Below are 24,523 nucleotides of genomic sequence, written 5' to 3'. Positions count from 1 at the left end.
CCAGGCCGTCAACCGTGCGCCGCCAGCGCCGTGGTCAGCAGCAGCGTCGCGGCAAAAGCCAGATTGATGATCCGCGAGGCGACAGGCCGGCGCAGGAAGCGCGAGAACGCCGCACCGGCAAGAAGCCACACGGCGTGGATGACAACGATCATCACCGCGAGAACAGTCAGTTTCGTCCACAGCCGGAGCTCGGCATCGCCCGCGCTCGACGAAGCACCCGCGAACACGGCGGCGATCGCCACATACGCTTTCGGGTTGGCCACCGCGAGGAGAAAACCGGCCAGCCATGTCGGGCGCGACGCGTCGGCGGCGCGTACAGCCAATGGCGGGGCGGTGGCGATCTTGAAGGCGAGATAGAGGATGTAGGCCGCGGACGCGCCAACCAGCAACGGCGCCAGCTTCGGCATCGACCCAAGCACCGCCATGACACTGGTCGCCACGACCAGCAGCACGGCGATCGTGCCCAGGACGATGCCGCCGGTGTAGCGCAGCGAATCGCGCAGGCCGAAGGCGGCGCCAACGGCGGTGACGCTTATCGTCGCCGGCCCCGGGCTACCCATGACCACGGTGGCGGCCAGCAACAGCGCAAGCAATTGGCGCCAAAGCTCCGGCTGCGAAACAAGCGATCCGGCCATCTGATCCTCCGCCCTGCACCCCGTGCGAAGGACGGTATTGCAAGGCATGAGGATCGTCTTGGACGTTTGTGCGCCCCGCGCTGCCGGCCGCCTCAGGCGCTGGCTTTGTCGAGTTCGGCCATGTCGTCCGCGCTCAATTTCAACGACACCGCCTTGATCAGGCTGTCCATCTGGCTCGGCTTGGTGGCGCTGGCGATCGGCGCGGTGACGCCTGGCCGCGCGATGGCCCAGGCAAGCGCCACTTCCGCCTGCTTGGCCGAATGCCTGGCGGATACGGCGTCGAGCGCCGCCAGAATGCGCATGCCGCGTGGATTGAGATAGCGGCCGACATCCTCCCCGCGCTCGCTCTGGCCGAGATCGGCTTCCGTGCGGTACTTGCCGCTGAGAAAACCCTTGGCCAGACTGAAATAGGTGATGACGCCGATATCCTCGGCCACGCAGAGGTCGCGTAGCGGGCCATCGAAGGAGGAACGGTCGTAGAGATTGTATTCCGGCTGCAGCACCTCATAGCGTGGCAAGCCGCGCAGGCTTGCCACGTCAAGTGCCGCGCGCAACTGACCGGCATCGAGGTTAGAACAGCCGGCATAGCGGATCTTGCCCTTGGCGAGCAGTCTCTCATAGGCGCCGAGGGTTTCCTCATAGGGCGTGGTCGGATCCGGCCAGTGCGATAGATAAAGGTCGATGAATTCTGTCCGCAGCCGCTTCAGCGATGCGTCGACGGCCTTTTCGATATAGGCGGCCGACAGGTCCTTGTGGCCCTGCCCCATGTCCGAGCCGACCTTGGTGACCACCACGACCTTGTCGCGATTGCCACGATCCTTCATCCATTTGCCGATGATGGTTTCCGATTCGCCGCCCTTGTTGCCGGGAACCCAACGCGAATACGCGTCGGCCGTATCGATGGCATTGAGGCCCGCGCCGACGAAGCGGTCGAGCAGGTCGAAGGAGGTTTTCTCGTCAGCGGTCCAGCCGAAGACATTGCCGCCCAGAACCAGCGGCGCGATGGAAAGGTCGGTGCGACCGAGACGGCGTTTCTGCAAGACGGATCTCCGTGATGATTGGGACCGGGCGATGCCGCCCGCTGGCTGGGTTCGGAGCCTAACCTAGGTCCTGCCGCATCGAGGTCAAAGGCCTGGCCGCCTTTTTCCGCAGAGCCAGCGCTTCACGAAGTCGCTATCCGGCGCGCCACATTCTCCAGCCAGTGGTCGCGGATATCGAGCGCTTCCAGATGCTTCAGCGTGCTCAGCACATAATCCTCATTGTTGCCGGATCGGCCGACTGCGCCGCGCACCAGGGCCGCCGCATCCGCCGCATCCAGCGCCCCGGCATATTGCTCATGCCTGCGGTCGACGATGTAGGCCACGGCTTCAACCGCGGCGCCGCCGTCGAGGCGCACCTTGAGGGTGCGTTCGAGATAGACGCTTGTGACGAGCTCGCGCTCGCGTAGATACGCAATGACCTCGTCGCGCAATTCGCCAGGCACGCGGAAAGCAAGGCCGACGCAGGAGCCGCCATGGTCGAGGCCAAGCACCAGTCCGGGCCGCTGACGCGTGCCGCGGTGCACGAAGGAATAGACGCAGAGCGAGCGGCGATAGCCATGCAGGTGGGCGCGTCGTGTCTCGACATGCGCGAAACCCGGCCGCCAGATCAGCGAACCGTAGCCGAACACCCAAAAATCGCCCATAACAACGCGCCTGATTGCAAAAAGAATGGCAACACCGCACCGGAAACCGGTGTTTTTTCCGCCCGTGTCCGTTTACCTATTCGTCTCTGTCCGCTGGTGTTGTCGGAATCGAGAATCCGTCCACACCATCCATGCGTTAACGAGAGCCAAAGCATGACGTCAAGTGACGAACGCCAACCGCGTAGCCGTCGCCGCCTGTGGTGGCTTGCCGCGTTCATCCTGGTGCTGTTCGCCATTTACAGCGCCGGCTGGTTCTATATGGCCGACAGGGTGAGGTCCGAGGCCGACAAGGCTGTTGCCACGCTCAACAAAAGCGGCATCCAGGCCGGCTGCGCCAATCTCCAGGTCGGTGGCTATCCCCTGAGCTTTGCCGTCTCTTGCGACAACCTCGCTTACGAGGACGATGCCAAGAACATCGCCGCCTCGGCCGGCAGTTTCAATGCCACAGCCCAGATCGTCCAACCCTTGTCGCCGGTTGCCAGTCTGCGCGGTCCGCTCCGGACCTCCGTCCCGGGCATGATGCCGCTCTGGATCGACTGGGACAATCTGCAGGCCAAAGTCAAACTGTGGTACCCGCTGCCGCGGCGTATATCGCTGCAGGCCGAGGGCCTGTCGGGCCAAACCGACCCGGCGGACGACACAGATCCGGTCGAACTATTCAGTGCCGGCAAGGCATCAGGCCAGTTGCAGCCGAATGGCGGGAATCTCGACTATGTCGGCAGCTTTGGCGATCTCGAGATCGATCCCGACGCGATCGGCGGGCGCGTGCTGCCGGCGCTCGATGCCAGCGGCGACGTGACACTGAAGAACGGCGTCGCGGTGATCGGCACGCAGGTGAAAAGCCTGCGCGGCCAGAGGATCGAAATCCGCACCCTCGATCTGTCGTCGGGAACGGCGCGTGTCACCGTTTCCGGGCCGCTTTCGGTCGATGCCGAGGGCCTGGTCGATGCCGATCTGATGATCAGGATCAAGGATCCCAAGGCCGTGGCATCCATTCTTGCCGGGGCCATACCCGAGCAGAAGAATGCGATCGAGCAGGGTTTTGGCGCCCTGGCGCTGCTTGGTAGCGAACCGTCGATGCCGCTGAAAGTGGTCAAGGGCAAGGCCTCACTCGGCTTCATCCCGCTGGGCAAGATCAAGCCGGTGCAATAGTCCCGCCATGGCAAGACCCGTGAAGCTCCTGAGTGTCGGGGCGCTGACGCTGGATACGATCCTGCGTGTCGATACATTGCCCCATCATCAGGGAAAGTTCATCGCCTCCGACGGCATCCAGATCGCCTCGGGCATGGCCACGAGCGCGGCCTGCGCCGCGCATCGTCTCGGCGCTGAGGTATCGCTATGGGCGAGCGCCGGCGACGATCCGGTCGGCGATCAGCTGATTGCGGGAATAGAGGCCGAGGGCGTCGATTGCAGCCATGTGCGCCGCGTCAGTGGTGCGCGCTCGGCACTGGCCTCGATCCTGGTCGATGCGCATGGCGAGCGGATCATCGTGCCTTTCTACGACACACGCGCTCAGGCTGATCCCGACGCCTTGCCGTTCACCGACGTCACGGCATTCGATGCCGTTCTGGCCGACGTGCGCTGGCCGGGTGCCGCTGCCCTGGCCCTGAAGGCGGCGCGCGCCGCTGGCCGGCCGGCTATCCTCGATGCCGATACCGCGCCGCTTGCGGTGCTGGAACAATTATTGCCGCTGGCCTCGCACATCGTCGCCTCCGAACCGGCAGTCCGCATCATATGTGGCCACGCGCTGGATCTGGAGACCGCCTGCACCGACCTTGCCTCCCGCACCGATGCCTTCGTCGCGGTCACCGGCGGTGCGGCGGGAACCTGGTGGCTTGATCGAAGCGCTGGATCAGCCCGCCATGTCGAGGCACCGAGGATCAAGGCGGTCGACACGCTGGCCGCCGGCGATGTCTTTCATGGCGCCTTTGCCGTCGGGCTGGCGGAAGCCATGCCGGTCGAACAGGCCTTGCGTCTCGCAAGTGCGGCCGCCGCGCTCAAATGTCTGCGCTTCGGCGGCAGGCTGGGCGCGCCGGATCGGGCGGAGACGCTCGCCATGATGGAAGCGACATGGCCTGAAACAGCTTAGCTCTTTGCCGGGTGCTCGACCGCCTGGCGGCCGAAATCGGGCGCGTCGATATCCTGGCCGGCTTCGATGATCGAGCGGCGCACGGCGCGGGTACGGGTGAACAGGTCGAACAGCTTGTCGCCGTCCCCCCAGCGGATCGCGCGCTGCAGGAAGGCCAAATCCTCCGAGAACCGCGCCAGCATTTCCAGGATGGCATCCTTGTTGTGCAGGCACACGTCCCGCCACATGGTCGGATCGGAGGCGGCCAGACGCGTGAAATCGCGAAAACCGGAGGCGGAATATTTGATCACTTCCGTCTTGGTCACCGATTCCAGATCGTCGGCGGTGCCGACGATGTTGTAGGCGATGATGTGCGGCAGATGCGAGACGATGGCCAGCGTCATGTCGTGATGCTGCGGGTCCATCGTGTCGATGTTGGCGCCGCAGCGGCGCCAGAATTCCGAGAGCCTTTCCAACGCTTCCGGATCGGTGCCCGGTACCGGCGTGAAGATGCACCAGCGATTGTCGAACAGGTCGGCGAACCCGGCATCCGGGCCGGATTTTTCGGTGCCCGCCAGCGGGTGGCCGGGAATGAAATGGACGCCATCAGGCACATGCGGTTGCATCTGCGCGATGACCGACGCCTTGGTCGAGCCGACATCGGTGAGGACCGCCCCCTTTTTCAGCGCCGGCGCGATTTCCTGCGCCACCGCGCCGGACGAACCGACCGGCACCGATACGATGATCAGATCGGCATCGTGGACCGCTTCCCTGGCAGCCGTGGTGTAGGAATCGCCGAGGCCCAGTTCTTCGGCTCGCTTGAGCGTTGCCCCGCTGCGGGTCGAGATGGCGACTTGGCGAGCCAAACCCTCACGGCGAATGACGCGGGCGAGCGACGAACCGATCAGGCCAATGCCGACCAGTGCGATTTTTTCAAACATCGGAGATGCCATGGTTTCTAGCTTTTCAGGAATGTCGTGAGCGCGGCGACAACGCCGCGATTGGCCTCTTCAGTGCCGACCGTCATGCGTAGCGCGTTGGGAAAGCCGTAGCCTGAAACGCGCCGCAATATATAGCCGCGCGCGCTCAGATACTCATCAGCAGCCGCCGCCGAATGCTTCTGGTCGTCGGGAAAATGAATGAGCAGGAAATTGCCGACGCTCGGCGTCACCCGCAGTCCGAGCCCGGTCATCTCTTCGCTCAGCCAGGCGAGCCAGGTCTCGTTATGCGCCACGCTGCGCTCGACATGGGCGCGGTCGCGGATCGCGGCGATGCCGGCTTCGATCGCCGTCGCATTGACGTTGAAGGGCCCGCGCACGCGGTTGATGGCGTCGACAATGTGCATTGGACCATACATCCAGCCGATGCGCGCGCCGCCGAGGCCGATCTTGGAGAAGGTGCGCGTCATCACCACGTTCTCAGCGCTGCCGACAAGTTCTATGCCGGCTTCATAGTCGTTGCGGCGGACATATTCGGCATAGGCCGCGTCGAGCACCAGAAGCACGTTTTTCGGCAGTCCGGCATGCAGCTGGCGCACCTCCTGGAACGGCACATAGGTGCCGGTCGGGTTGTTGGGATTGGCCAGAAACACGATTTTCGTGCGCGGTGTGACAGCCGCCAGCATCCCATCGATGTCGGCGCGCTCGTCGGTCTCCTTGACCACCACCGGGGTGGCGCCCGCCGACTGGATATAGATCTTGTAGACCATGAAGGCGTGTTCGGTGAACATGGCCTCGTCGCCGGGCGCGAGATAGGTCTGCGCCAGCAGGCCGAGGATCTCGTCGGAACCATTCGAGCAGATGATGTTCTGCGCGTTGAGGCCATGCACCTCGGCGATCGCCTCGCGCAACCGCCTGGCGGTGCCATCGGGATAGATGTCGAGTTTGCCGGCGACCTCACGCGCGGCCTCGATCGCCTTCGGCGAGGGCCCAAGCGGATTCTCGTTCGACGACAGCTTGTGGACCTTGGCGACACCGGCCGGCGCCGTGCTCTTGCCGGGCACGTAGGCGTCTATGTCCATGATGCCCGCGCGCGGGGTCGGACGTGCCTGATCAGATGTCTGGTTCATTTTTGCAAAATCCGTCGAAAACGCCTCCATCCGGAAGCCGCTGCGGAAATACAAGCCATGGCAGGCAATGTCGAGGGGCGGCAGTGGTGCCGGCCGCCGGCATTGACGGCGAGGCGGGCGGGTTCTAGAAGGACAGGGACAGTTCCGTGGTGATTTGGCCGGTCGGCTTGCAGCCACGTTAAACAATTCGCTAAAGGGCCGTTTGCGTGACGTAACCGGCTTTGCGAAGGCAATGCCGGTTTTTTATTGTCCGCGACCGGCCGGACGAACGCATCCGCGGCGCGGAGATCGGCAGCGATTTCCGCAAAAGCACGGTGCAGCAAGAGAGACGTGATGGCTGTTCTGCGTGCAGGAAAGACCAACAACGAGGCCGACCAACCGTCGAGCCCGGTGTTGCGTTTCGGGCCCGACAAGCCGCTCAAGCTCGACGCCGGCACGCTGCTGTCGCCATTCCAGATCGCCTACCAGACCTATGGCACGCTGAACGACGCCCGTTCCAATGCCATCCTCGTCTGCCATGCGCTGACCGGCGACCAGCATGTCGCCAGCACCAATCCGGTGACCGGCAAGCCAGGCTGGTGGGAAGTGCTGATAGGCCCCGGCAAGATCATCGACACCAGCCGCTTCTTCGTCATCTGCTCCAACGTCATCGGCGGCTGTCTTGGTTCCACCGGGCCGGCCTCGACCAACCCCGCCACGGGAAAGCCATATGGGCTCGACCTTCCGGTCATCACCATCCGTGACATGGTGCGTGCGCAGCAGATGCTGGTCGACCATTTCGGCATCGAGAAGCTGTTCTGCGTGCTGGGCGGTTCGATGGGCGGCATGCAGGTGCTGCAATGGGCGTCGAGCTATCCCGAACGGGTTTTTTCGGCACTGCCGATCGCCACCGGCGCGCGCCATTCTTCACAGAACATCGCTTTCCACGAGGTCGGGCGGCAGGCCGTGATGGCCGATCCGGACTGGCATGGCGGCAAATATTTCGAGCACGGCAAGCGCCCGGAAAAGGGGCTGGCGGTGGCGCGCATGGCCGCCCACATAACCTATCTGTCGGAAGCCGCCCTGCACCGCAAATTCGGCCGTAACCTGCAGGACCGCGAAGCGCTGACCTTCGGCTTCGATGCCGATTTCCAGATCGAGAGCTATCTGCGCCACCAGGGCATGACCTTCGTCGACCGTTTCGACGCCAACTCCTACCTCTACATGACACGGTCGATGGATTATTTCGACCTCGCCGCCGACCATGGCGGCCGGCTGGCGGACGCCTTTGCCGGCACCAAAACCCGCTTCTGCCTGGTGTCCTTCACGTCGGATTGGCTGTTTCCGACCGAAGAGAGCCGCTCCATCGTTCATGCGCTCAACGCCGCCGGCGCCTCGGTATCCTTCGTCGAGATCGAGACCGATCGCGGCCACGACGCCTTCCTGCTCGACGAACCGGAACTGTTTGCCGCCATCAACGGCTTCATCGGCTCGGCCGCGCGCGCCAGGGGGCTCAGCGCATGACCCCGAAAAGTTGCAGACTTTTCGGATCAAGGTCATGCGCCAAACAGAAAGGTGAAGCCATGACCCCGAAGAGTTGCGGACTTTCCGGACCATGGTCGTGCGCCGCTCAGGAGGCGAAACCATGAGCGTCAACGGCAGCCAGCGTGTCGACCTCGAGGTCGTCGCCAACCTCATCCCGCCGCAATCGCGCGTGCTCGACGTCGGCTCCGGCGATGGCTCGCTGCTCGAATTGCTGCAGGAAAGCAAGCAGGTCGACGGCCGCGGGCTCGAGTTGTCGCAGCGCGGCGTCAACGAATGCGTGGCGCGCGGCCTCTCGGTCATCCAGGGCGATGCTGACAAGGATCTCGAATTCTATCCCGACAAGGGCTTTGACTTCGTCGTCCTGTCGCAGACCCTGCAGGCCACCCGCAATCCAAAACTGGTGCTCGACGAACTGCTCAGGATCGGCAATCGGGCGATCGTCTCCTTCCCCAATTTCGGCCATTGGCGGGTGCGCCTGTCGCTGTTCGTCAAGGGCCGAATGCCGGTGACCAAGGATCTGCCCTATTCCTGGTACGACACGCCCAACATCCACTTCTGCACCATCCGTGACTTCGTCAATCTGTGCGAAGAGCTTGGTGCGACGGTGGAAAAGGCGACCGCGCTCGACGCAAACGGCCAGAAGATCGGTCTGTCGATGCCATGGTGGTTCTGGAATTTCTTTGGCCAACAGGCTGTGTTCCTGCTGAAGCGGTAGTGGTTGCCATGCATCTCTTTCGCAGACGGCCTCTTCCGGTTGAAATACCACCTGACATCCTGTCTGGCATAAAAGCTGGAATTCTGGTCTGCACGTCACCGCGCAGCGGCAGCAATCATCTCGCTGGATTGATGGCAGCCGCCGGGCTTGGCAACCCTTTGGAGTGGTTCGGCGGCCGCCGTCTTCTTGAATTGCCGAACTATCCTCGCGATCCCCGCGCTCAAGTCTTGCGGGCATTGAGGGATGGGCGATCCTCTTCCGGAATTTACGCAGTCAAACTGTTTGCCAGCCAATTTTCCCAAGTGGCTAGAACCATCGACCTGCCAGCCACCCTCCCAGAATTGCGCTATGTCCGTTTGACGCGCCGCGATCTCCTTGGCCAGGCAATCTCCTGGGCGCGCGCCCGTCAGACCGGCCGATTCCGTTCTACCGAGACCGCCAACAATGCGCCACGTTACGACGGCGCGGCGATAGCACAGTCGCTTGATAAACTTGTGCTGGAAAATCTGGTTTGGGACCTCTGGTTTGCAAAAAACGGGGTGCCTTTCCTGTCGTTGACATATGAGGATCTTTTGCAGGACCCGCAGACCAGTCTTAAGAAAATCGCTGGTCTCGTTGACGCCAAGCTTGCCCGTGACGTCGGATTTGGCTTTGCGTCCGGCCTCGCAATTCAACGAGACACCGTCAATGTAGAATGGCGGCAGCGTTTCTTGGCGCAATATTCAGACACTTCAAGATTCCCGGTTGACCGCACTCGCGGTTCCCTTTGGTCCCGATTTGGTGGCGGTGGCTGATCGTCAGTATTGTTGGGAAACACCCCGCGTGATCTTGAAAGGGTTGCCTTTAGGCCGACTTGCAGGGACTATCGCCAGTGCGACGCAGCGATATGGTCCATGCGGAAATGGTTGAACCACACCCAACATATTCCCTCGTGGTGGAGATGGAGAACGCCAAGTCCATCGATTGGGACGAAGTCGGCATTGGCCTGAAGGCCTTGGCACGTGAAATCACCACGGTTCCTTCAGCCGGCTTGCACAGACCTAAGGTTGTTATCTCTCACGGCGGCACGGACGCCGACGCTGGATCGCTTCGTATCGACGTCAGGGCGGTAGCGCCACAGCTGGAACAAGTTGCCGATCTGATCTTTACCGCTTTTCCCGGGGGCCGATATTACGATCTAAAAAACAACGGCATATTGGCAACGGACGGGGATATCATCATTTTCACCGATTCCGATGTAGTGGCCGAACCAGGCTGGCTATCAGGTTTGCTTGAGCCCTTTAACGATCCAGAAGTCATGTGTGTGAATGGATATACTTATCTTTCATACGATGATTTCTTTTCGAGGACGTTTGCACTGATCTGGTTTTTCCCAATGGCTCACGGGGACAAGCGGTTTGCCTCGAAACGAGCGATGAACGCCAACAATGTAGGGTTTCGGCGCGACTGGATCGTCGATCATCCTTTTCCAAGACACAATGGCTTCAAGGTCTCGTGCACATTGCTGATGCGCGAACTGCAACGCGAAGGCCGCACAATTCGTAATGTCAACGCACGCGTCTACCATTACTCACCGCGGGGCTGGCGATTTTTTTTCTGGCGCGCCCTGGTCACGGGCAGAGACGCCGACCGAAAGTTCGTGGAGCTCAAATCGCCTGGCCGCACGCAACGGGTCGTCAAGTCCTTCAGCCGTTGGTTCACCATGTCATGGCGCACCACAAGACGGATTATCGGCCATGCAGGGCGCACCGGGATGCCGCTTTGGCAGACTCCGTTTTCCCTTCTTGTCGGCCTTGCATTCTACAGTTTGGCGTTTTGGGGCCAGTTCAGTCTCGCTACAGGCCTGGTCAGCGACGACATCGAGATCGTGCCCGACTATGTCGGGCACAGCTAGAAGATTTTAGCGGTGGATTCGATCGCCCTTGCGAAAGTTGATCGTCAACGCCACTTCGCAAGCCTCGAAGGCAGCGATGGTGTTGCAGTTAAAGCTTCAGGAGCCGGAATTCATCACGCCTTGTCGGTCGAACGACAGCAGAATAGGATGACATAACAGGTTGTTCTTTGTAGCGTCGCGCCGAATCCGATGAGGGCCATCCAGGGGGAAGTCCGATCCGTTCAACCATCCTGAAGATCAAAGGACCTGGCGCGAAGTGTGTTTTTGCGTTCAAGACGGCTGACGCGATATGACCGGGAAGACGGAGCAGGCGCCCCTCATCACGGTCATCACACCGACCCACAACCGGCGCGAAACGGTGCTCCGCGCCGTCGAAAGCGTGCTTTCCCAGAGCATGCCGCGGTTCCAGCATATCGTCGTCGACGATGGCTCGACCGACGGAACCGAGGCGGCGCTCGCCCGCATCAGCGATCCGCGGCTGATCTATGTCGGCGCGAAATGGCGCGGCGCCAACGCCGCCAGGAACGCCGGCATCGAACGTGCGCGGACCCCCGTGGTGACATTTCTCGATTCCGACGACGTCTACCTGCCGCACCGGCTTGAGCGCACGCTGGCCCGGTTCGATGACGATCCGTCGCTCGAAGTATTGCTGAGCTCATACGTCTCGCTGAAGAGCGGCCGCGCCACCAACTGCATCAATCCCGAGGCATTCGTGAGTTCCATGGTACTGGAGCGCACGCTTGTGGCGCAGACGATCTTCATCGCCGGCTCGGCGATATCGGCCCGCCGCGAGGCCCTGCTGGCGGTTGGCGGCTATGACAGCGACATCACCCGGATGCAGGACCGGGAGTTGCTGCTGCGCCTCGCGCAGCGGTTCGGCGCGCAATTGTCGGGAGATATCGACTGGACGAAATACAATTCGGAGAATTCGATTTCGGGCCGCAGGACAGGCTATGTCGAAGCCTATGCCAATCTTATGGGCAAGCACCCGCATATCGCCCGCTGCTACCCGCACATTCCGCCCTACATGATCTCACGGCAGATCATCGCCGATATTCTCAGGGGCCGGATACCGGAGGCGTTCGAGGGCTATATGGCCAATCGGTCGTCGAAGGCGCTCGGCTACTCCTTGCCGGAACTGGTCAACGGTTATGTCCAGGGCCGGCGCTGGCGCCGCGATCTCTTCAACACGTTCCGCAACGAGTTTGGCGCCCGGCCTGCCTGACCCGCGGCCAGGCCTATCGGTCCAGTTCCGGGAAATAGGGATCCGACAGGAACCGCCTGTCCCGTTCCCCCAGAAGGCAGTCGATCGGGGCGTCCATCTCGACAGGCGTGATTTTGGGCTTGTCCTGAATGCCGCTGACTTCCAGAATCAGCTTGCGCCGGATCGCCGTCGAGAATTCGGCGGCCGCATGGATCGGCAGCACGAAGGAACCAGGTCCGCCGGTCACGCACTGCGCATAATACTGATCGAGATGGCTGAAGGTCGGCGATGGCTTGATCAGGATCGGCAGGCCGTTGACGACTATGCCCTTGGCAATGGCCGCATCACGCGTCACGGTGACCGGCGGCCCGATATTGTTGGGGCCGTCGCCAGATATGTCGATGACGCTGCGTTCGCCCGCGAAATTGGTGCCGTCGAAAAGCTCGGTGCCGAAAGCAAGCGCGCTTGAAATCGAGGTGCCGCGGAAACTCCGGAAGGGGCGGGCCGCAAGCTTGTCGGCAAAGCTGTTGGCGCTCTCGGCGCCGTCGATGATCTGCCAGCCGATGACCGCGTCGTCGCGCACCGTGCCGGCCCACTCGAAATAGGCGAGCGCAATGCGGCCCGTATGGCCGGAACGGACCGCCTCGATGAAATCGGCATGCCTCAGCGCCTCGACGTAGCCGGCGCGTTGAAGGGCGAACTCGGTCTCGTCCATCGACAGGGAGATATCGACCGCCAGCACCAGTTCGACGTCGACGGTCAGCGTATCCGGCGCCGAAGGAACCGGAGCGGCCTCGGCGCAAGCCAGGCAGGCAAGCAGGCTCATCGTATCAAGCATGGCCAGCACAAGTGATGTTTCGATCGCAACATCGCTTGCGATCACGGCGAAATAAAGCTTGTGGCAGGCGCGCGCCCGGCCGGTCCGAATGCCGGCTGTTCTATGCCTTGCGCCGTACGGCGACTGGCGGCGGTTCGATCGCACCTGCCCGGACGGGGGCGGGTTTCAGGGCGGGCGCGCCGGTATCCTTCACGATCGTCAGGGACCGCGGGAAGAACTGATTGTTGTGCAGGCCGCGTCCGATATTGATGATCGCGGCGTCCTTCAGATGCTTATCCAGCAGCGACAGCACGCGCCTTAGCGACGGGCCGTCGAATGCATCCATCGCTTCATCGATAACCACCCATTTCGGCTTCCGCAAGGCGAGCCTGGCGAAGGCGAGCGATCGCTGTTCGTCATCGCCCAACTCCCGCTCCCAGCGGGCCGACCGGTCGAGCGAGGATGACAGCCGCCCGAGGCCGACTTCGCCAAGCACCGCCGAGATCTCTGCATCGCTTGCAGGAGCAACACCATAGGGATGGTCAAGAACCTCGCGCAGCGTGCCAGCCGGGAAATACGGGACACGAGGCACGAAGATGGGGGCTTCTCCCGCCGGCATGCCGATCTTTCCGCTCCCCCACGGCCACAGGCCGGCAATGGCGCGGAAGAACAGCGTCTTGCCGGCGCCGGGCTCGCCGGTGATCATCACACGCTCGCCGGCATGGATTTCGACATGCTGGTCGGAGAGCTTCGTACAGCCCTCCGGCGAGGCCACCTGGAGTTTCTCCAACGTCAGGCTGCCATTGGCGTTCTGATCGAAGGAGATACGCTTCTCCTTGTCGTGCAGCACATCGGTTTCATCGAGCGCGATGCGGAAGTCGGCGACACGCATCAGCGTGGCACGCCAGTCGGCGATACTGCCGATGTTGTTGATGAACCAGCGCAACGACGAATGCACCTGGTTGAAGGCGCCGACCGCCATCATCAGGCCGCCAAAGCTGATATCGCCCGAGAAATAGACCGGCGAGGCGACCAGGATCGGCGCCACGACGGTGATCCAGCCATAGGTGTCGGTTACCCAGGACAGGTTGATCTGGGCGGTGTAGATGCGGCGCATGGCACCCAGCACCGTGCCGAGGTCGAGTTCGAGCCGTCTCTTGGCATCATTCTCGCCACGGTACAGCGCGATGGCATCGACATTCTCGTTGACGCGCACCATCGAGGAGCGCAGCTCCGCTTCGCGCGTGTAGCGGTCGCTGTTGAGGCGGATGAGCGGCCGCCCGACCAGCCAACTCAGCCAGGAGGCGGTGCCGGCATAGAGGAACGCCGCCCAGACCATGTAGCCCGGTATCGCCAGCGACCAGCCGCCAATGTGGAACACGAAACCCGAAGACAGCTCCCACAACACGCCGACGAAAGACACCAGCAGGATGAAGGACTGCAGCAGGCCGACACCAAGATCGGTCGACAGGTCCGACAGATGCGCGGCATCCTGCTGCATGCGCTGATCGGGATTGACGCCGATGGCGCCGGCATTGGCCAGCCGGAAAGCACGCGCCGGCCGCATCCACTGGTCGATCAAATCCAGCGTCAGCGCCTCGCGCAACTTCAGCCGGATCATCTGGTTGAGCCAGGTCTGGCCGATGTTGAGCACCAGCAGCCCACTAGCGATCATGGCAAAGACGAGAAGCTGATGCAGGAAGGCGGCCATGTCGCGGCGCGCGAGCGCGTCGTAAAAGGGTTGGTTCCAGCGATTGAGCAGAACCTGGCCAATCGACGTCGCGACGATGACGGCCATGATGCCGGCCGACGTCCACAGCAACCATTTGCGAACCGGCGATTCTATCAGCGCCCGCTTGATCGCCGCCACCTGATCGCGCAGGCTGCTGACCACGGCGACCGGCTGAACGGTGGCCTGATTGTCCAGTTGATCAGCCATAGCCAAAGTCCTTGCGTTAAGTAGCGAAGCTGAAACCGGATGAGATGAAGAGCGCCGACGGCGGCATCCCCTCAACCACTTTGCGAGCCCAGCACGACAGATAGGTCGGAAAGATGCCGCGCGATGCAAGTTTCCATCGCGATCACGACGGTGTCGCTTGCCGAGCCGACGGTGCCGTACCGCTACCCTCGGCCCGCCGGCCGAGCCGTGTCGCGCCATGTGGCGACAGCACCGGCACGAAGACGCGACGAGACGCGCGCTGGGCCACCGGCACGCCTTGATAAAGTCGCTTCTGCGCTTCCACGACAATGACGCCGGAGAAGATCGGCCACAGCCGCCGGCCGGCGCGCTCCAGCACATTGTGGAAGCGCAGCATGAAGCGCCGTCGCGATGGCGGGAAAAACAGCGCATCGGACCAGGCGGCGGGCGTGAAATTCGCCTCGCGCAGCAGCTCGGTGAGCTGCCCGCGTGAGAAAGGCCGCCCGTTGCCGAACGGCGTATGTTCGAAGCGTGCCCAGACGCCGCGCCGGTTGGGCACGACGATGACGACGCGCCCCGCCGGCGACAGCACCCGCCAGATCTCGTTCAGTGTCTCGCGCGGGTTCTCGACATGTTCGAGCGAATGGACGAGCAGCATGCGGTCGATGCAGGAATCGACCAGCGGCAGCTCCTCGTCGAAGACCAGTGCCGTTGCCGTCGGCCCCGTCGCCGGCCAAACCACGGCGCCCTGGGTCGCCGGCATGAAGGCGAAGACCCGCTCGGCGTCGGAGCCGAAGCGCTCCAGCCAGGGCAAGGTATAGCCGAGACCGACCAGCCGCTCATTGGGCACCGCGGCCCATATCGACGATAGCGCCATGGTTATCGAATGCTCGGCGAACCGGCCGAGCGTTGTCGAATAGAAGGAGCGAAGGTCGACGATGTCGGAGTGCATGTCAGGGATGTAGCCGTGATGTCGGGCGGATTCAACAAAAGGTCCACAGCGGGCGGCACGGCGGATGTCAATTTGACATTCCAGGATGACATTCGGATGTCATTCGCTTTGACACCCGGGATGACATTCACGCAGCGGCACCCTATGTCTGCAGCGGTAAATGGAGAGATGCGATGCCGGTCGAAATCGAACAGTTCATGTGCCGCACCGACAATTTCGGTGTGCTGGTGCATGATCCCGAAAGCGGCCAGACCGCAATCGTCGACGCGCCCGAGGAGGCGCCGATCCTCGCCGCGATCAAGCGCACCGGCTGGACGCCGACGATGATCCTGACCACGCATCACCATGTCGACCATGTCGAGGCCAATCTGGCGCTCAAGGAGCGCTTCAAGCTGCGCATTGTCGGCCCGGAGGCGGAAAAGGCCAAGATTCCCGGCATCGACGAAACCGTCGAAGAAGGCTCCATCCTTCATCTCGGCGATGAGCGCATCGAGGTGATCGCCACGCCCGGACATACCGCCGGCCATGTCTCCTACCATCTGCCGGCATCGAAAGTGGCGTTCACCGCGGATACGCTGTTCGCGCTGGGTTGCGGCCGGCTGTTCGAATGCAAGCCGCCGGTGATGTACGAATCGCTGAAGAAGCTCGCGGCCCTTCCGGCCGAGACGACAGTCTATTGCGGCCACGAATATACGCTCGCCAATGCCCGTTTCGCGCTGAGCGTCGACCCCACCAATTCGGCCTTGAAGGAGCGTGCCGCGCGGATCGAGGCGCTGCGGGTCGACAACAAGCCGACGCTGCCGACGACGATCGGCGAGGAACTGTCGACCAATCCCTTCCTGCGCTGGCACGATCCGGCAATCCGCAAGCATCTGGGCATGGAGAAGGCTGGAGATGCCGAGGTCTTCGCCGAGCTCCGCAAGCGCAAGGACAATTTCTGAGCGCCGTGTTGGCTTTCTGCCGATGACCAGTTCCGCGGATATCATAGCAACGCTCGCACTGAAGCCGCATCCGGAAGGAGGCTGGTACGCGGAAACTTTTCGTGACGAAGCCGGCGGCGTGCGGGGTCATTCGACCGCCATCTATTTCCTGCTGGAACGGCACCAGCTTTCGGCCTGGCATCGGGTCAGGGACGCCGCCGAGGTCTGGCATTTTTATGCCGGTGCCCCGCTGGCGCTGTCGATGTGGGAAGAAGGCGGCGCCATTATCGAGCAGGTTCTCGGCATCGACCTCGCGGCGGGCGAACGGCCGCAAATCGTCGTGCCGGCAGGCTGGTGGCAATCCGCGCGCAGCCTGGGCGAGTGGACGCTGGTCGGCTGCACCGTCGCGCCGGGTTTCGATTTCGCCGCCTTCGAACTCGCCGAGCCGGGCTGGCAGCCCTAACCCAGCAGGAAACCCAGGGTAATCGCGAACTGGGCGGCGTAGTACAGCACCCAGACGGCGAGGCGCATCAAGGCACGCTGCGGTGATATGGCGGCGACCAGGAATTTCTCCGTGGCGAGCAGCCCGTCCGATGCCATGAACAGCACCACGCCGCCGATCACCCAGCTACTGTTTGTCGTCAGCGCCGACATGCCCATGGCCAGGATCGCAAGGATATAGGCCGCGATCGGACTACGCAGGCCGGGACCGACACGGCGCCAGAGCGCCGCCAGCATGACAATCGCGAACACCGCCATGGCCAGTGCAATCGCGCCCAGCCAGGATTCGGCGGCAAGCAACTCCAATCCGCCACCGCTACGCAGGAACAGCGCGGCATAGATGATGTGGGCGACGAGAAAGCTCGCCAGCCCGCCGAGAAATGCCTTTTCCCCGTCGCGCGACAGGAAGGCGTCACCAACCGCGCTCAGCGCAAGGGCGGCGACCAGCAGCAGCGGGCCGCCCTGGATTGCGGCGAGTACGGCGAGCATGGCCACGGCGAGCGTCTTTGCCGCCGAGCGGGCCAGCGTCGGCCGCATGCCAAGCGTGAATGCATAGATCACCGCCGCCACCAGCGAAAAGATCAGCGTTGCATTGGCATTGGCGTCGATGCCGCCGGCAAACGGCATCGTCATGCCCTGGCTCCGCCTTCGGATGCCCTGGCTCCGCCTTCGGATGCCCCGGCCCCGCTTTCGGATGCCCCGGCTTCGCTTTCGGATGCCCTGGCTCCGCTTTCGGATGCCTTGGCTCCGCTCCCGGTCGCCGCTGGCTTGCGCAAGAAGAGCGACTTTGCCGCCAGCGCCGCGCCGCCCGTGATGAGCACGCAGGCGGCCAGAATGCGCAACGAAGGCTCGGCGGCACCGGCCGCGATCAGCACCAGCGTCGACAAAAGCGGTGCCGCGTAGCTTGCGGCACCCAGCACCTGGATGTTGCCGCGCTTGACGCCGATGTCCCAGGCATAGAAGGCAGCGCCCACCGGCATCAGGCCTAGCCCGAGCACGGCCAACCACTGGCCGGCGCCGTCAGGCAGCACTGTTTCCTCGAGCGCCAGGTGGCAGGCGAGCGACAGCACGGCGGTTGCCGCGCAGAACCAGGTGACGATGCTGGTCGGCACCGACGGGAAACGTCGCGACAGCAGTGAATAGGACGACCATAGCAGGGCGCAGACGGCGGCCATGGTATAGCCGAAGGCATAGCGCGCGTCGAAGGCCAAGCTGCCGCCCTTGGTGACGATCAGCACGGTGCCGGCAAGGCCGAGCAGCGCGCCGACGACATGATTCCAAGCCAGTTTTTCGCCCGGCATCAGCGCCGAGCCCAGCACGATCAGCAGTGGCCAGAGATAAGCAATCAGGCTCGCCTCCACCGCCGGCGCGTTGCGCAGTGCGGTAAAATAAAAGAAGTGGTAACCGAACAGGCCAGCAATACCGACCACCCAGACCTGGGGAGGGATTTTCTGGCTCCTATCTGTGGCCGGCATGAACAGTCGCGCGACAAGCCCTACGCCTGTGCCGATCGAGAAAGTGATCGCCGACAACAGGAATGGCGGCACCTTGCCGGACGCATCCGTCAGCAACGCAAGCAACGCCCACATGGCGACCGCCGAAAAGCCGATCAGTGTTGCGCGCCCCATTTTGTCTCCAGTGGCGCGTCCCATCCTGTCCCCGGTGGCGTGCCTTATTGTACTGCTTCGAACCGCCTGGCGCTGATGGTCAAGGTACCGATCTGCGTTCCGACCGTGGCGTGGATCGGCGCATATACGCCGGTTTGGCCAAGCGGTGCAAACGTCACCATCATGCGGCTTTTGTTCTTGAGGTAGTTGAGCGCCTTGCGGCCCTTGCGATAGCCCGCCACCGGCTCGAAACCCATCTGGCAGGTAACGGTGTCGCCCTTGTAGCCCGGCACCGAGATCGTTCCTTTCGAGGCGTAGGTCAGTGTCAGGTCCGCGCGCATCTCGCCATCATAGAACTTGACCTTGCGGCCGCAGACCTGGTCCAGGCTGTCGGCATGGATGACGGTGGCGGCCATCGGATCGAGCACCGATGCCAGGTCGCCGGCGCCGATCGGCACCCAGGCCTCGGGGTCGCGCTTGCCGGGGGCGGGGATGACCTGCGTCGAGGTCACGTTACCGTTGGTAAAGCGAATGTCGATCGAGGATGCCTTCTTGCCGGAAGTGTAGTCGGCACGGAATGCCTCCGGCACCATCTTCTGCCCGGAGATCGTACCCTTGGACGAGATCGTGCCCCGCGTGTCGTCGAACAGCTTGGCGAGACCCGCCGCGGAGACACTGCCTTCGATCGCGTAGGCGCCATTCTCATAGTGGCTGGAGAAAGTCGACCTCGCGATCGAGAGACCCAGAAACGACACCGTGTACTCGCCCTTGAACGACTGCGGCGAGGCAGCGGACGCGGCGGACGGCAAGGCGACGGCAAGCGCGGCAACAAGCGCGTGAGACGAACGAGGCATGGCGGGATCGGATCCTTGATTTTCGGCCGGAGGCGGGCGACTCCGGTCTGGCATGTCCCTGTGAGACCGCTTATAGGGTGAAATCCGGCCTTAATATGAAATGCCGGGCGCTTCCGTGGGGAAGCCGGAGCTTGACGCCCCGGTGAAATGCAACTAAGGAACGCCAACTTTTCCATAAGGCCGCCTGACCAGAACCGCGCGCCACCCGCGTGGGCACAAAAGTTTGGCAGGCCACGAGAGAACTGAAGGTTAGAACCATGTCCCGCACCTGCGAACTCACTGCCAAGGCAGTCCAGACCGGCAACAATGTGAGCCACGCGAACAACAAGACCAAGCGTCGTTTCCTGCCGAACCTCGTCAATGTGACGCTGATTTCGGAAGCGCTGAACCAGAATGTGCGCCTGCGCATTTCTGCCAACGCGCTGCGTTCGGTCGAACATCGCGGCGGCCTCGATGCCTTCCTGGCCAAGGCCGACGTCAAGGAGCTGTCGCAGCGCGCGCGTCTCTTGAAGAAGCAGATCGCCAAGAAAACCGCCGAACAGGCTGCCGCTTAATTCGTCTCTCAGGCGGGGGAAAACCGCCCTGGCCAACCTCTTGTTGGCCACTGAGCATCGGATAGATCCGCAAGGTTCGACAACCCGATGCTCGACTACGAAGCGAGCGTGATCCGGTTTTCGGCAAAAACGCTCCGCTGGTTCCATTACCCAGGATAAAAAAATGTCTTCCTTTTCGCGATACCTGCCCTTTGTGGCCGCCATGGCGCTTGTCGTCGTGGCTTCGAACATCCTCGTCCAGTTCCCCATGCGGGGCCAGATCGGCGGCCTGTCGCTCGCCGACGTTTTGACCTGGGGCGCCTTCACCTATCCCTTTTCCTTCCTGGTCACCGACCTTGCCAACCGCCGCTACGGACCTGCCGTGGCGCGCCGGATCGTCTTTGTCGGCTTCATGACGGCGGTGGTGTGCTCGATCCTGGTCCCGCCCTTCCTGTTCCGTCATGGCCTGATCGAGTTCGAGACATCAGCCGACCGGCTGGTGCGCATCGCGGCCGCTTCGGGCGCTGCCTTCCTGACCGCGCAGTTGCTCGATGTCACCGTGTTCAACCGGCTGCGTCGGCAGAGCTGGTGGCGGGCACCGATCATCGGCACGCTGGTCGGATCGGTGTTCGACACCGTCGTGTTCTTCAGTGTGGCTTTTTCGGCCGCCTTTGCCTTTGTCGGTCCAAGCGATAGTTTCGCGCTCGAAAGCGCCCCCTTGATGGGCGTGTTTCATGTCGATGCCATGCGCTGGGTGTCCTGGGCGCTCGGCGACCTCAGCGTGAAGCTGATCATCGCCGTCGTGGCACTGATTCCCTACCGGCTGCTCGCCGCCCGCTGGAGCCAGCCGGCCATTGCCGCGGCCTAAGCGGTGATTCCCTGGATCCAGCTGGAGTCCGCGAAAACGCCCGACGGCCAGCAGGAATTGCGGCTGAAACGGCGCGGTTCCGAATTCTCGATCATGCTCGGCACCAACGAGCTGATGAACAGCCGGCTGAACGGCTCCGAGGAAGCGCTGGCGAAACTGTCCTGCCAAAGGATTGCGGGCCATTGGCAGCCGAAGATCCTGATCGGCGGGCTTGGCATGGGTTTTACGCTGCGCGCTGCTCTCGCCGAACTGGGCGACAATGTCGAGGTCGTTGTCGCGGAACTGGTGCCGGCCGTCGTCGCCTGGGCGCGCGGCCCAATGGCCGAGATTTTCGCCGGGTCGCTCGATGATTCCCGCGTCACCATCCGCGAAACCGATGTCGGCCAGTTGATACGGTCCGGGGCCGGAGCCTGGGACGCCATCCTGCTCGACGTCGACAATGGCCCCGAGGGCATCGTCCACAAAGGCAATGACGCCCTCTACAGCGTGGCTGGCCTCTCCGCCGCGCGTACCGCCCTCAAGCCGGGCGGCGTGCTGGCGGTGTGGTCGCAGGGACCTGATGCCGGCTTCACGCGGCGGCTGAAACAGGCAGCTTTCGCCGTCGAGGAAGTCAACACGCGCGCCAACGGCAAGCGCGGCGCGCGTCATGTCATTTGGATAGCCACCAAAGCCTCATGATCTTGACCAAGATCGTCGGCAGCCGGGGCTAGTTTGACCGCTGAACACGGTCATGGTCGATAAACTCATTCAGATTTAGTGGTCTGTCAGGGAGAACGCTGGGATGGCCAACGCATGGACCAAATCGCCAATAGGCGTCGCGGCGGAGCTGCCACTCAATCCTGGTGCAGAATGAATTCCAGATAGAGATTGCGCTGCAGGATCGACTGGTTGTCGTCGGAGATCAGCGAAACCATCAGCGCGCCGTCATCGCGGGTCCAGACGTCTAGCCCTTCCATATTGTCCATCTGGTAGCCCATGTCGGCTTGCAGCAGCACCGGCCCGTCGGCAACGGCGCCCTTCTCGACGCTCTCTCCATAAATGCGCCGCAGCCGCATCTTGAGGCCGCCGCCCGTCATGGTGAAGCTGCGCTCCAGCAGCAAAAGGTCGCCATCGGGCAGAAAGGCGCCGTCGGTGATGTCGAAATCGCCGCTGCGCTTGACTGTGAAGACGCCCTTGCGCGGCCCTTCGATGATGGCGGCGTAGATGTTGCCGGTCTTGTCGAGGCTCCTTTCCGAGACCACGACAAGGCCGCCCCGATGCTGGCCGTTGGCATTTGAATGGGTGACTGTCTCGAAGCCGCGGTTCTGCCGCAGGTCCCCCGCCGGCACCAGGAAATCCAGCTGCCTGAACGGCGCCTTCATGTTGTCCGGGTCGATCCTGAACTGGACGACGCGGTGGTTGCGCTCGAAACCGACGGTGGCAATGCCGTCCTTGACCGCGAGGCCCTCGGCATCGATTTCCCGTTTTTCGTCGATCGGCTGGCCGCTCTGGTCGACCATTTGCTGCATGCGAAATTTCTGGATGCCGACGGGTCGCCCGTCGGCGTCTCGGGCCACGGAGCCGAAGAACCAGTAACCGGTATCGGCCACACCGATGAAATCGCTGCCGGCTTTCAGAAACCGGAAGGCCGACAGCGCGCCGAAATCGTGTGATGGCGAGGTCATCTCCAGCCCGCCGACGAATTCGAGTTGGCCAAACTGCTTGTCGGTACCGCCAATATGGAATTCGGTGATCGGGCGGGCCGAGATTGCGACAGGCTCAACTGCGGCCGAGCCGGCCGAACCGGCTGGCGCCGAAGCCATGCCGGCAAGCAAGGCGATGGCGGCGAAAGGCGTGTCCCGAAGCCCGCGCCGCGAAAGGATCATCCGGCGCGTCGTGTGCCGCCGCGCCGCGTATCCTTCGCGCTTTCCTCGGCAAACAACGAAGCCAGTTGCTCGGTCATGGCGCCGGCCAGTTCCTCGGCATCGACGATGGTGACGGCGCGCCTGTAATAGCGGGTCACGTCATGGCCGATGCCGATGGCCAGCAGTTCGACCGGCGAACGCGTCTCGATCAGCTCGATGACGGCGCGCAGATGGCGTTCGAGATAATTGCCCGGATTGACCGACAGCGTCGAATCGTCGACGGGCGCGCCGTCCGAGATCATCATCAGGATCTTGCGCTGTTCGGGCCGGGCGATCAGCCGGTTGTGCGCCCACAGCAGCGCCTCGCCGTCGATGTTTTCCTTGAGCAGGCCTTCGCGCATCATCAGGCCGAGATTGCGCCGCGCCCGCCGCCAAGGATGGTCGGCCGACTTGTAGATGATGTGGCGCAGATCGTTGAGCCGGCCGGGGTTCGGCGGCTTGCCGTCCTTCAGCCATTTCTCGCGCGCCTGCCCGCCCTTCCATGCCCGCGTGGTGAAGCCGAGGATCTCGACCGAGACGCCGCAGCGCTCCAGCGTGCGCGCCAGGATATCGGCGCAGGTGGCGGCGACGGTGATCGGCCGGCCGCGCATCGAACCGGAATTGTCGAGCACCAGCGTCACCACCGTGTCGCGGAATTTGGTGTCGCGCTCCTGCTTGAACGACAGCGGCTGCATCGGGTCGATGACCACGCGCACCAGCCGCGCCGGGTCGAGATAGCCCTCTTCCAGGTCGAAATCCCAGGACCGGTTCTGCTGCGCCATCAGGCGGCGCTGCAGCCGGTTGGCGAGCCGACCGACGACGCCCGACAGATTGGCGAGCTGCTTGTCGAGGAAGGCGCGCAGCCGGTCGAGCTCTTCCTCTTCGCAAAGCTCCTCGGCGCCAACCGTCTCGTCGAAAGCTGACGTGTAGATCTTGTAGTCGATTTCCTTCGGCAGATTGGTGAAGGGATTGTCGTTGCGGCGTGCCTCGCCGGGTGTCTCGGCGTCGGCATCGTCATCGTCGGACAGATCGTCGGCCGTTGCGTCGGAGGCTTCGGTCTCCGCCGATTGCTCGTCGTCTGCCGACGCCTCGGCATCCTCGGACTGCGACTGCTCGGAGCCGGAATCGTCTTCGCCGCCCTCCTCGCTCTGTTCCTCGCCTTGCGGCTGGTTGTCGTCATTGTCCTCGGAGTCTTCGGTCTCCTGGTCGTCGCCGAGTTCCTCGGCCATTTCCATGGAGGCGAGCATCTCGCGCACGACGCGGGCGAAGGCCTGCTGATCCTCGAGCTTTTCCGACAGGCCGTCGAGGTCGGCTCTGGCTTTCTCCTCGACCCAGGGCCGCCAGAGTTCGACCAGCCGCTCGCCGCTCTTCGGCACCGGCCGGCCGGTCAGCTTTTCGCGCACCATCAGCGCGAGCGCCTCCTCGATGGGCGCGTCGGCCTTGTCCTTGACGTCGACGAGGTTGGCCTTGGTGTATTTATCCTCAAGCATCGAGCCGATATTGTCGGCGACGCCCTGCATGGCGCGGCTGCCGATCGCCTCGACGCGAGCCTGCTCGACCGCATCGTAGATGGCGCGGGCGGCCTTGCCTTCGGGCGCCAGCTTGCTGTGGATGCGAACATCATGGCAAGCGCGCTTCAACGCCATGGAATCGCCGAGCCCGCGGGTGATCGCGATGTCGGCTTTCGATGCCTTCTTGGGCAGTTCGGGCAGCCGCGCGCGGCTGCCCGCCAGCGCCGGCCTGTCCTTGGCGAAGCCGACTTCCATCTCCTTGTCGCCGGCGATGGCGCGCATGCAGACGGTGACGGCGCGCTTGAAGCTGTCGGCTTCAGACCCCGTCTTCGACTTATTGCGCGTGTTGTCGCCTGGACCCGCCATC

The 24,523-nt window shown here is 63.1% G+C and carries 25 protein-coding genes and 1 riboswitch; of the genes, 12 read left to right on the top strand and 13 right to left on the bottom strand.

Features of this window, described 5'->3' with window-relative positions; genetic code table 11:
- Positions 1-8 precede the first annotated feature (8 nt).
- The 3 genes from FJ434_RS14700 to FJ434_RS14690 form a co-directional block, all read right to left on the bottom strand.
- Positions 9-635 carry a LysE family translocator gene (locus FJ434_RS14700; protein ID WP_140747923.1) on the bottom strand — a complete coding sequence of 209 codons (627 nt, stop codon included), beginning with the start codon at positions 633-635 and terminating at the stop codon, positions 9-11.
- A gap of 92 nt (positions 636-727) precedes the next feature.
- On the bottom strand, positions 728-1,675 hold the full coding sequence (locus FJ434_RS14695; RefSeq protein ID WP_140747926.1) for an aldo/keto reductase: 948 nt from the start codon (positions 1,673-1,675) through the stop codon (positions 728-730).
- A 122-nt stretch (positions 1,676-1,797) separates the two neighbouring features.
- Positions 1,798-2,319 (bottom strand): gamma-glutamylcyclotransferase, encoded by a 522-nt coding sequence (locus FJ434_RS14690; RefSeq protein ID WP_140747929.1) that lies wholly within the window; start codon positions 2,317-2,319, stop codon positions 1,798-1,800.
- A gap of 153 nt (positions 2,320-2,472) precedes the next feature.
- On the opposite strand from FJ434_RS14690, the gene FJ434_RS14685 reads away from it, so the two are divergent.
- On the top strand, positions 2,473-3,471 hold the full coding sequence (locus tag FJ434_RS14685) for a DUF2125 domain-containing protein (RefSeq protein WP_140747932.1): 999 nt from the start codon (positions 2,473-2,475) through the stop codon (positions 3,469-3,471).
- Between the two features lie 7 nt (positions 3,472-3,478).
- A complete protein-coding gene (locus FJ434_RS14680; RefSeq protein WP_140747935.1) occupies positions 3,479-4,408 on the top strand; it encodes a sugar kinase in 930 nt (309 codons plus the stop codon).
- Here the strand turns inward: FJ434_RS14680 and FJ434_RS14675 are convergent.
- Both FJ434_RS14675 and hisC read right to left on the bottom strand, forming a co-directional pair.
- On the bottom strand, positions 4,405-5,340 hold the full coding sequence (locus FJ434_RS14675) for a prephenate/arogenate dehydrogenase family protein (RefSeq protein ID WP_181165923.1): 936 nt from the start codon (positions 5,338-5,340) through the stop codon (positions 4,405-4,407). The two genes, FJ434_RS14680 and FJ434_RS14675, sit on opposite strands and share 4 nt — an antisense overlap.
- Before the next feature lie 5 nt (positions 5,341-5,345).
- Positions 5,346-6,455 (bottom strand): histidinol-phosphate transaminase, encoded by a 1,110-nt coding sequence (hisC, locus tag FJ434_RS14670; protein ID WP_140747941.1) that lies wholly within the window; start codon positions 6,453-6,455, stop codon positions 5,346-5,348.
- A gap of 136 nt (positions 6,456-6,591) precedes the next feature.
- A riboswitch (SAM riboswitch) is annotated at positions 6,592-6,669 on the top strand.
- A 119-nt stretch (positions 6,670-6,788) separates the two neighbouring features.
- On the opposite strand from hisC, the gene FJ434_RS14665 reads away from it, so the two are divergent.
- The 5 genes from FJ434_RS14665 to FJ434_RS14645 all read left to right on the top strand — a co-directional run bounded on the left by FJ434_RS14665 (position 6,789) and on the right by FJ434_RS14645 (position 11,813).
- A complete protein-coding gene (locus FJ434_RS14665) occupies positions 6,789-7,958 on the top strand; it encodes a homoserine O-acetyltransferase (RefSeq protein WP_140747944.1) in 1,170 nt (389 codons plus the stop codon).
- A 121-nt stretch (positions 7,959-8,079) separates the two neighbouring features.
- On the top strand, positions 8,080-8,694 hold the full coding sequence (gene metW, locus FJ434_RS14660) for a methionine biosynthesis protein MetW (RefSeq protein WP_140503320.1): 615 nt from the start codon (positions 8,080-8,082) through the stop codon (positions 8,692-8,694).
- Positions 8,640-9,488 (top strand): Stf0 family sulfotransferase, encoded by an 849-nt coding sequence (locus FJ434_RS14655; protein WP_140712292.1) that lies wholly within the window; start codon positions 8,640-8,642, stop codon positions 9,486-9,488. The genes metW and FJ434_RS14655 overlap by 55 nt, the downstream gene beginning before the upstream one ends.
- A gap of 77 nt (positions 9,489-9,565) precedes the next feature.
- Positions 9,566-10,588, top strand: coding sequence for a glycosyltransferase (locus FJ434_RS14650; protein WP_246678286.1), 1,023 nt, complete (start codon positions 9,566-9,568; stop codon positions 10,586-10,588).
- A 289-nt stretch (positions 10,589-10,877) separates the two neighbouring features.
- A complete protein-coding gene (locus FJ434_RS14645) occupies positions 10,878-11,813 on the top strand; it encodes a glycosyltransferase family A protein (protein WP_140747947.1) in 936 nt (311 codons plus the stop codon).
- 13 nt (positions 11,814-11,826) lie between these two features.
- On the opposite strand, the gene FJ434_RS14640 is transcribed toward FJ434_RS14645, so the two are convergent.
- The 3 genes from FJ434_RS14640 to FJ434_RS14630 all read right to left on the bottom strand — a co-directional run bounded on the left by FJ434_RS14640 (position 11,827) and on the right by FJ434_RS14630 (position 15,479).
- The gene (locus FJ434_RS14640; protein ID WP_181165924.1) at positions 11,827-12,630 is read right to left on the bottom strand and encodes a DUF1194 domain-containing protein; all 804 of its coding nucleotides are present in this window, start codon (positions 12,628-12,630) and stop codon (positions 11,827-11,829) included.
- A gap of 100 nt (positions 12,631-12,730) precedes the next feature.
- Positions 12,731-14,548: an ABC transporter ATP-binding protein/permease gene (locus FJ434_RS14635; protein WP_140503326.1), complete on the bottom strand. Its 1,818-nt coding sequence runs from the start codon at positions 14,546-14,548 to the stop codon at positions 12,731-12,733.
- A gap of 142 nt (positions 14,549-14,690) precedes the next feature.
- Positions 14,691-15,479, bottom strand: coding sequence for a methyltransferase domain-containing protein (locus tag FJ434_RS14630; protein WP_140747950.1), 789 nt, complete (start codon positions 15,477-15,479; stop codon positions 14,691-14,693).
- A gap of 173 nt (positions 15,480-15,652) precedes the next feature.
- On the opposite strand from FJ434_RS14630, the gene gloB reads away from it, so the two are divergent.
- Together gloB and FJ434_RS14620 are read left to right on the top strand one after the other, a co-directional pair.
- Positions 15,653-16,420 (top strand): hydroxyacylglutathione hydrolase, encoded by a 768-nt coding sequence (gloB, locus tag FJ434_RS14625; RefSeq protein ID WP_140747953.1) that lies wholly within the window; start codon positions 15,653-15,655, stop codon positions 16,418-16,420.
- Between the two features lie 22 nt (positions 16,421-16,442).
- Positions 16,443-16,862 carry a cupin domain-containing protein gene (locus tag FJ434_RS14620; RefSeq protein ID WP_140747956.1) on the top strand — a complete coding sequence of 140 codons (420 nt, stop codon included), beginning with the start codon at positions 16,443-16,445 and terminating at the stop codon, positions 16,860-16,862.
- On the opposite strand, the gene FJ434_RS14615 is transcribed toward FJ434_RS14620, so the two are convergent.
- Genes FJ434_RS14615 through FJ434_RS14605 form a run of 3 tightly spaced genes read right to left on the bottom strand, consistent with a single transcriptional unit; the run spans position 16,859 to position 19,361 of the window.
- Positions 16,859-17,533 (bottom strand): lysoplasmalogenase family protein, encoded by a 675-nt coding sequence (locus FJ434_RS14615; protein ID WP_140747959.1) that lies wholly within the window; start codon positions 17,531-17,533, stop codon positions 16,859-16,861. The two genes, FJ434_RS14620 and FJ434_RS14615, sit on opposite strands and share 4 nt — an antisense overlap.
- On the bottom strand, positions 17,530-18,528 hold the full coding sequence (locus FJ434_RS14610; RefSeq protein WP_140747962.1) for a DMT family transporter: 999 nt from the start codon (positions 18,526-18,528) through the stop codon (positions 17,530-17,532). Before FJ434_RS14610 ends, FJ434_RS14615 begins: the two co-directional genes overlap by 4 nt.
- A gap of 44 nt (positions 18,529-18,572) precedes the next feature.
- Positions 18,573-19,361 carry a DUF3108 domain-containing protein gene (locus tag FJ434_RS14605; RefSeq protein WP_140503335.1) on the bottom strand — a complete coding sequence of 263 codons (789 nt, stop codon included), beginning with the start codon at positions 19,359-19,361 and terminating at the stop codon, positions 18,573-18,575.
- A gap of 257 nt (positions 19,362-19,618) precedes the next feature.
- On the opposite strand from FJ434_RS14605, the gene rpmB reads away from it, so the two are divergent.
- The 3 genes from rpmB (at position 19,619) to FJ434_RS14590 (ending at position 21,440) form a co-directional block, all read left to right on the top strand.
- Positions 19,619-19,915: a 50S ribosomal protein L28 gene (rpmB, locus tag FJ434_RS14600; RefSeq protein WP_027143515.1), complete on the top strand. Its 297-nt coding sequence runs from the start codon at positions 19,619-19,621 to the stop codon at positions 19,913-19,915.
- 163 nt (positions 19,916-20,078) lie between these two features.
- Complete coding sequence (locus FJ434_RS14595; RefSeq protein ID WP_140747965.1) at positions 20,079-20,762, top strand: queuosine precursor transporter; 684 nt, start codon at positions 20,079-20,081, stop codon at positions 20,760-20,762.
- Between the two features lie 3 nt (positions 20,763-20,765).
- A complete protein-coding gene (locus FJ434_RS14590) occupies positions 20,766-21,440 on the top strand; it encodes a hypothetical protein (protein WP_140747968.1) in 675 nt (224 codons plus the stop codon).
- 155 nt (positions 21,441-21,595) lie between these two features.
- Here FJ434_RS14590 and FJ434_RS14585 read toward each other — a convergent pair whose 3' ends face one another.
- Together FJ434_RS14585 and cobT are read right to left on the bottom strand one after the other, a co-directional pair.
- Positions 21,596-22,627, bottom strand: coding sequence for an esterase-like activity of phytase family protein (locus tag FJ434_RS14585; RefSeq protein WP_140747970.1), 1,032 nt, complete (start codon positions 22,625-22,627; stop codon positions 21,596-21,598).
- Entirely contained in the window at positions 22,624-24,522 is a 1,899-nt protein-coding gene (cobT, locus tag FJ434_RS14580) for a cobaltochelatase subunit CobT (RefSeq protein ID WP_140503340.1), read from the bottom strand. The genes FJ434_RS14585 and cobT overlap by 4 nt, the downstream gene beginning before the upstream one ends.
- Position 24,523: the final 1 nt, after the last annotated feature.

The sequence above is a fragment of the Mesorhizobium sp. B2-5-13 genome (assembly GCF_006440535.1).
Taxonomy (GTDB): Bacteria; Pseudomonadota; Alphaproteobacteria; order Rhizobiales; family Rhizobiaceae; genus Mesorhizobium; species Mesorhizobium salmacidum.
Note: the sequence above shows the minus strand (reverse complement) of the source record. Positions and strands in the feature narration are given on the sequence as shown.

Bases quoted from the DNA above. Each gene is read 5' to 3' on its own strand.
- FJ434_RS14700 (WP_140747923.1), bottom strand. From the start codon at position 635: ATGGCCGGATCGCTTGTTTCGCAGCCGGAGCTTTGGCGCCAATTGCTT.
- FJ434_RS14690 (WP_140747929.1), bottom strand. From the start codon at position 2,319: ATGGGCGATTTTTGGGTGTTCGGCTACGGTTCGCTGATCTGGCGGCCG.
- FJ434_RS14685 (WP_140747932.1), top strand. From the start codon at position 2,473: ATGACGTCAAGTGACGAACGCCAACCGCGTAGCCGTCGCCGCCTGTGG.
- FJ434_RS14680 (WP_140747935.1), top strand. From the start codon at position 3,479: ATGGCAAGACCCGTGAAGCTCCTGAGTGTCGGGGCGCTGACGCTGGAT.
- FJ434_RS14675 (WP_181165923.1), bottom strand. From the start codon at position 5,340: ATGGCATCTCCGATGTTTGAAAAAATCGCACTGGTCGGCATTGGCCTG.
- hisC (WP_140747941.1), bottom strand. From the start codon at position 6,455: ATGAACCAGACATCTGATCAGGCACGTCCGACCCCGCGCGCGGGCATC.
- FJ434_RS14665 (WP_140747944.1), top strand. From the start codon at position 6,789: ATGGCTGTTCTGCGTGCAGGAAAGACCAACAACGAGGCCGACCAACCG.
- metW (WP_140503320.1), top strand. From the start codon at position 8,080: ATGAGCGTCAACGGCAGCCAGCGTGTCGACCTCGAGGTCGTCGCCAAC.
- FJ434_RS14655 (WP_140712292.1), top strand. From the start codon at position 8,640: ATGGTGGTTCTGGAATTTCTTTGGCCAACAGGCTGTGTTCCTGCTGAA.
- FJ434_RS14645 (WP_140747947.1), top strand. From the start codon at position 10,878: ATGACCGGGAAGACGGAGCAGGCGCCCCTCATCACGGTCATCACACCG.
- FJ434_RS14640 (WP_181165924.1), bottom strand. From the start codon at position 12,630: ATGCTTGATACGATGAGCCTGCTTGCCTGCCTGGCTTGCGCCGAGGCC.
- FJ434_RS14635 (WP_140503326.1), bottom strand. From the start codon at position 14,548: ATGGCTGATCAACTGGACAATCAGGCCACCGTTCAGCCGGTCGCCGTG.
- FJ434_RS14630 (WP_140747950.1), bottom strand. From the start codon at position 15,479: ATGCACTCCGACATCGTCGACCTTCGCTCCTTCTATTCGACAACGCTC.
- gloB (WP_140747953.1), top strand. From the start codon at position 15,653: ATGCCGGTCGAAATCGAACAGTTCATGTGCCGCACCGACAATTTCGGT.
- FJ434_RS14620 (WP_140747956.1), top strand. From the start codon at position 16,443: ATGACCAGTTCCGCGGATATCATAGCAACGCTCGCACTGAAGCCGCAT.
- FJ434_RS14615 (WP_140747959.1), bottom strand. From the start codon at position 17,533: ATGACGATGCCGTTTGCCGGCGGCATCGACGCCAATGCCAATGCAACG.
- FJ434_RS14610 (WP_140747962.1), bottom strand. From the start codon at position 18,528: ATGGGGCGCGCAACACTGATCGGCTTTTCGGCGGTCGCCATGTGGGCG.
- FJ434_RS14605 (WP_140503335.1), bottom strand. From the start codon at position 19,361: ATGCCTCGTTCGTCTCACGCGCTTGTTGCCGCGCTTGCCGTCGCCTTG.
- rpmB (WP_027143515.1), top strand. From the start codon at position 19,619: ATGTCCCGCACCTGCGAACTCACTGCCAAGGCAGTCCAGACCGGCAAC.
- FJ434_RS14595 (WP_140747965.1), top strand. From the start codon at position 20,079: ATGTCTTCCTTTTCGCGATACCTGCCCTTTGTGGCCGCCATGGCGCTT.
- FJ434_RS14585 (WP_140747970.1), bottom strand. From the start codon at position 22,627: ATGATCCTTTCGCGGCGCGGGCTTCGGGACACGCCTTTCGCCGCCATC.
- cobT (WP_140503340.1), bottom strand. From the start codon at position 24,522: ATGGCGGGTCCAGGCGACAACACGCGCAATAAGTCGAAGACGGGGTCT.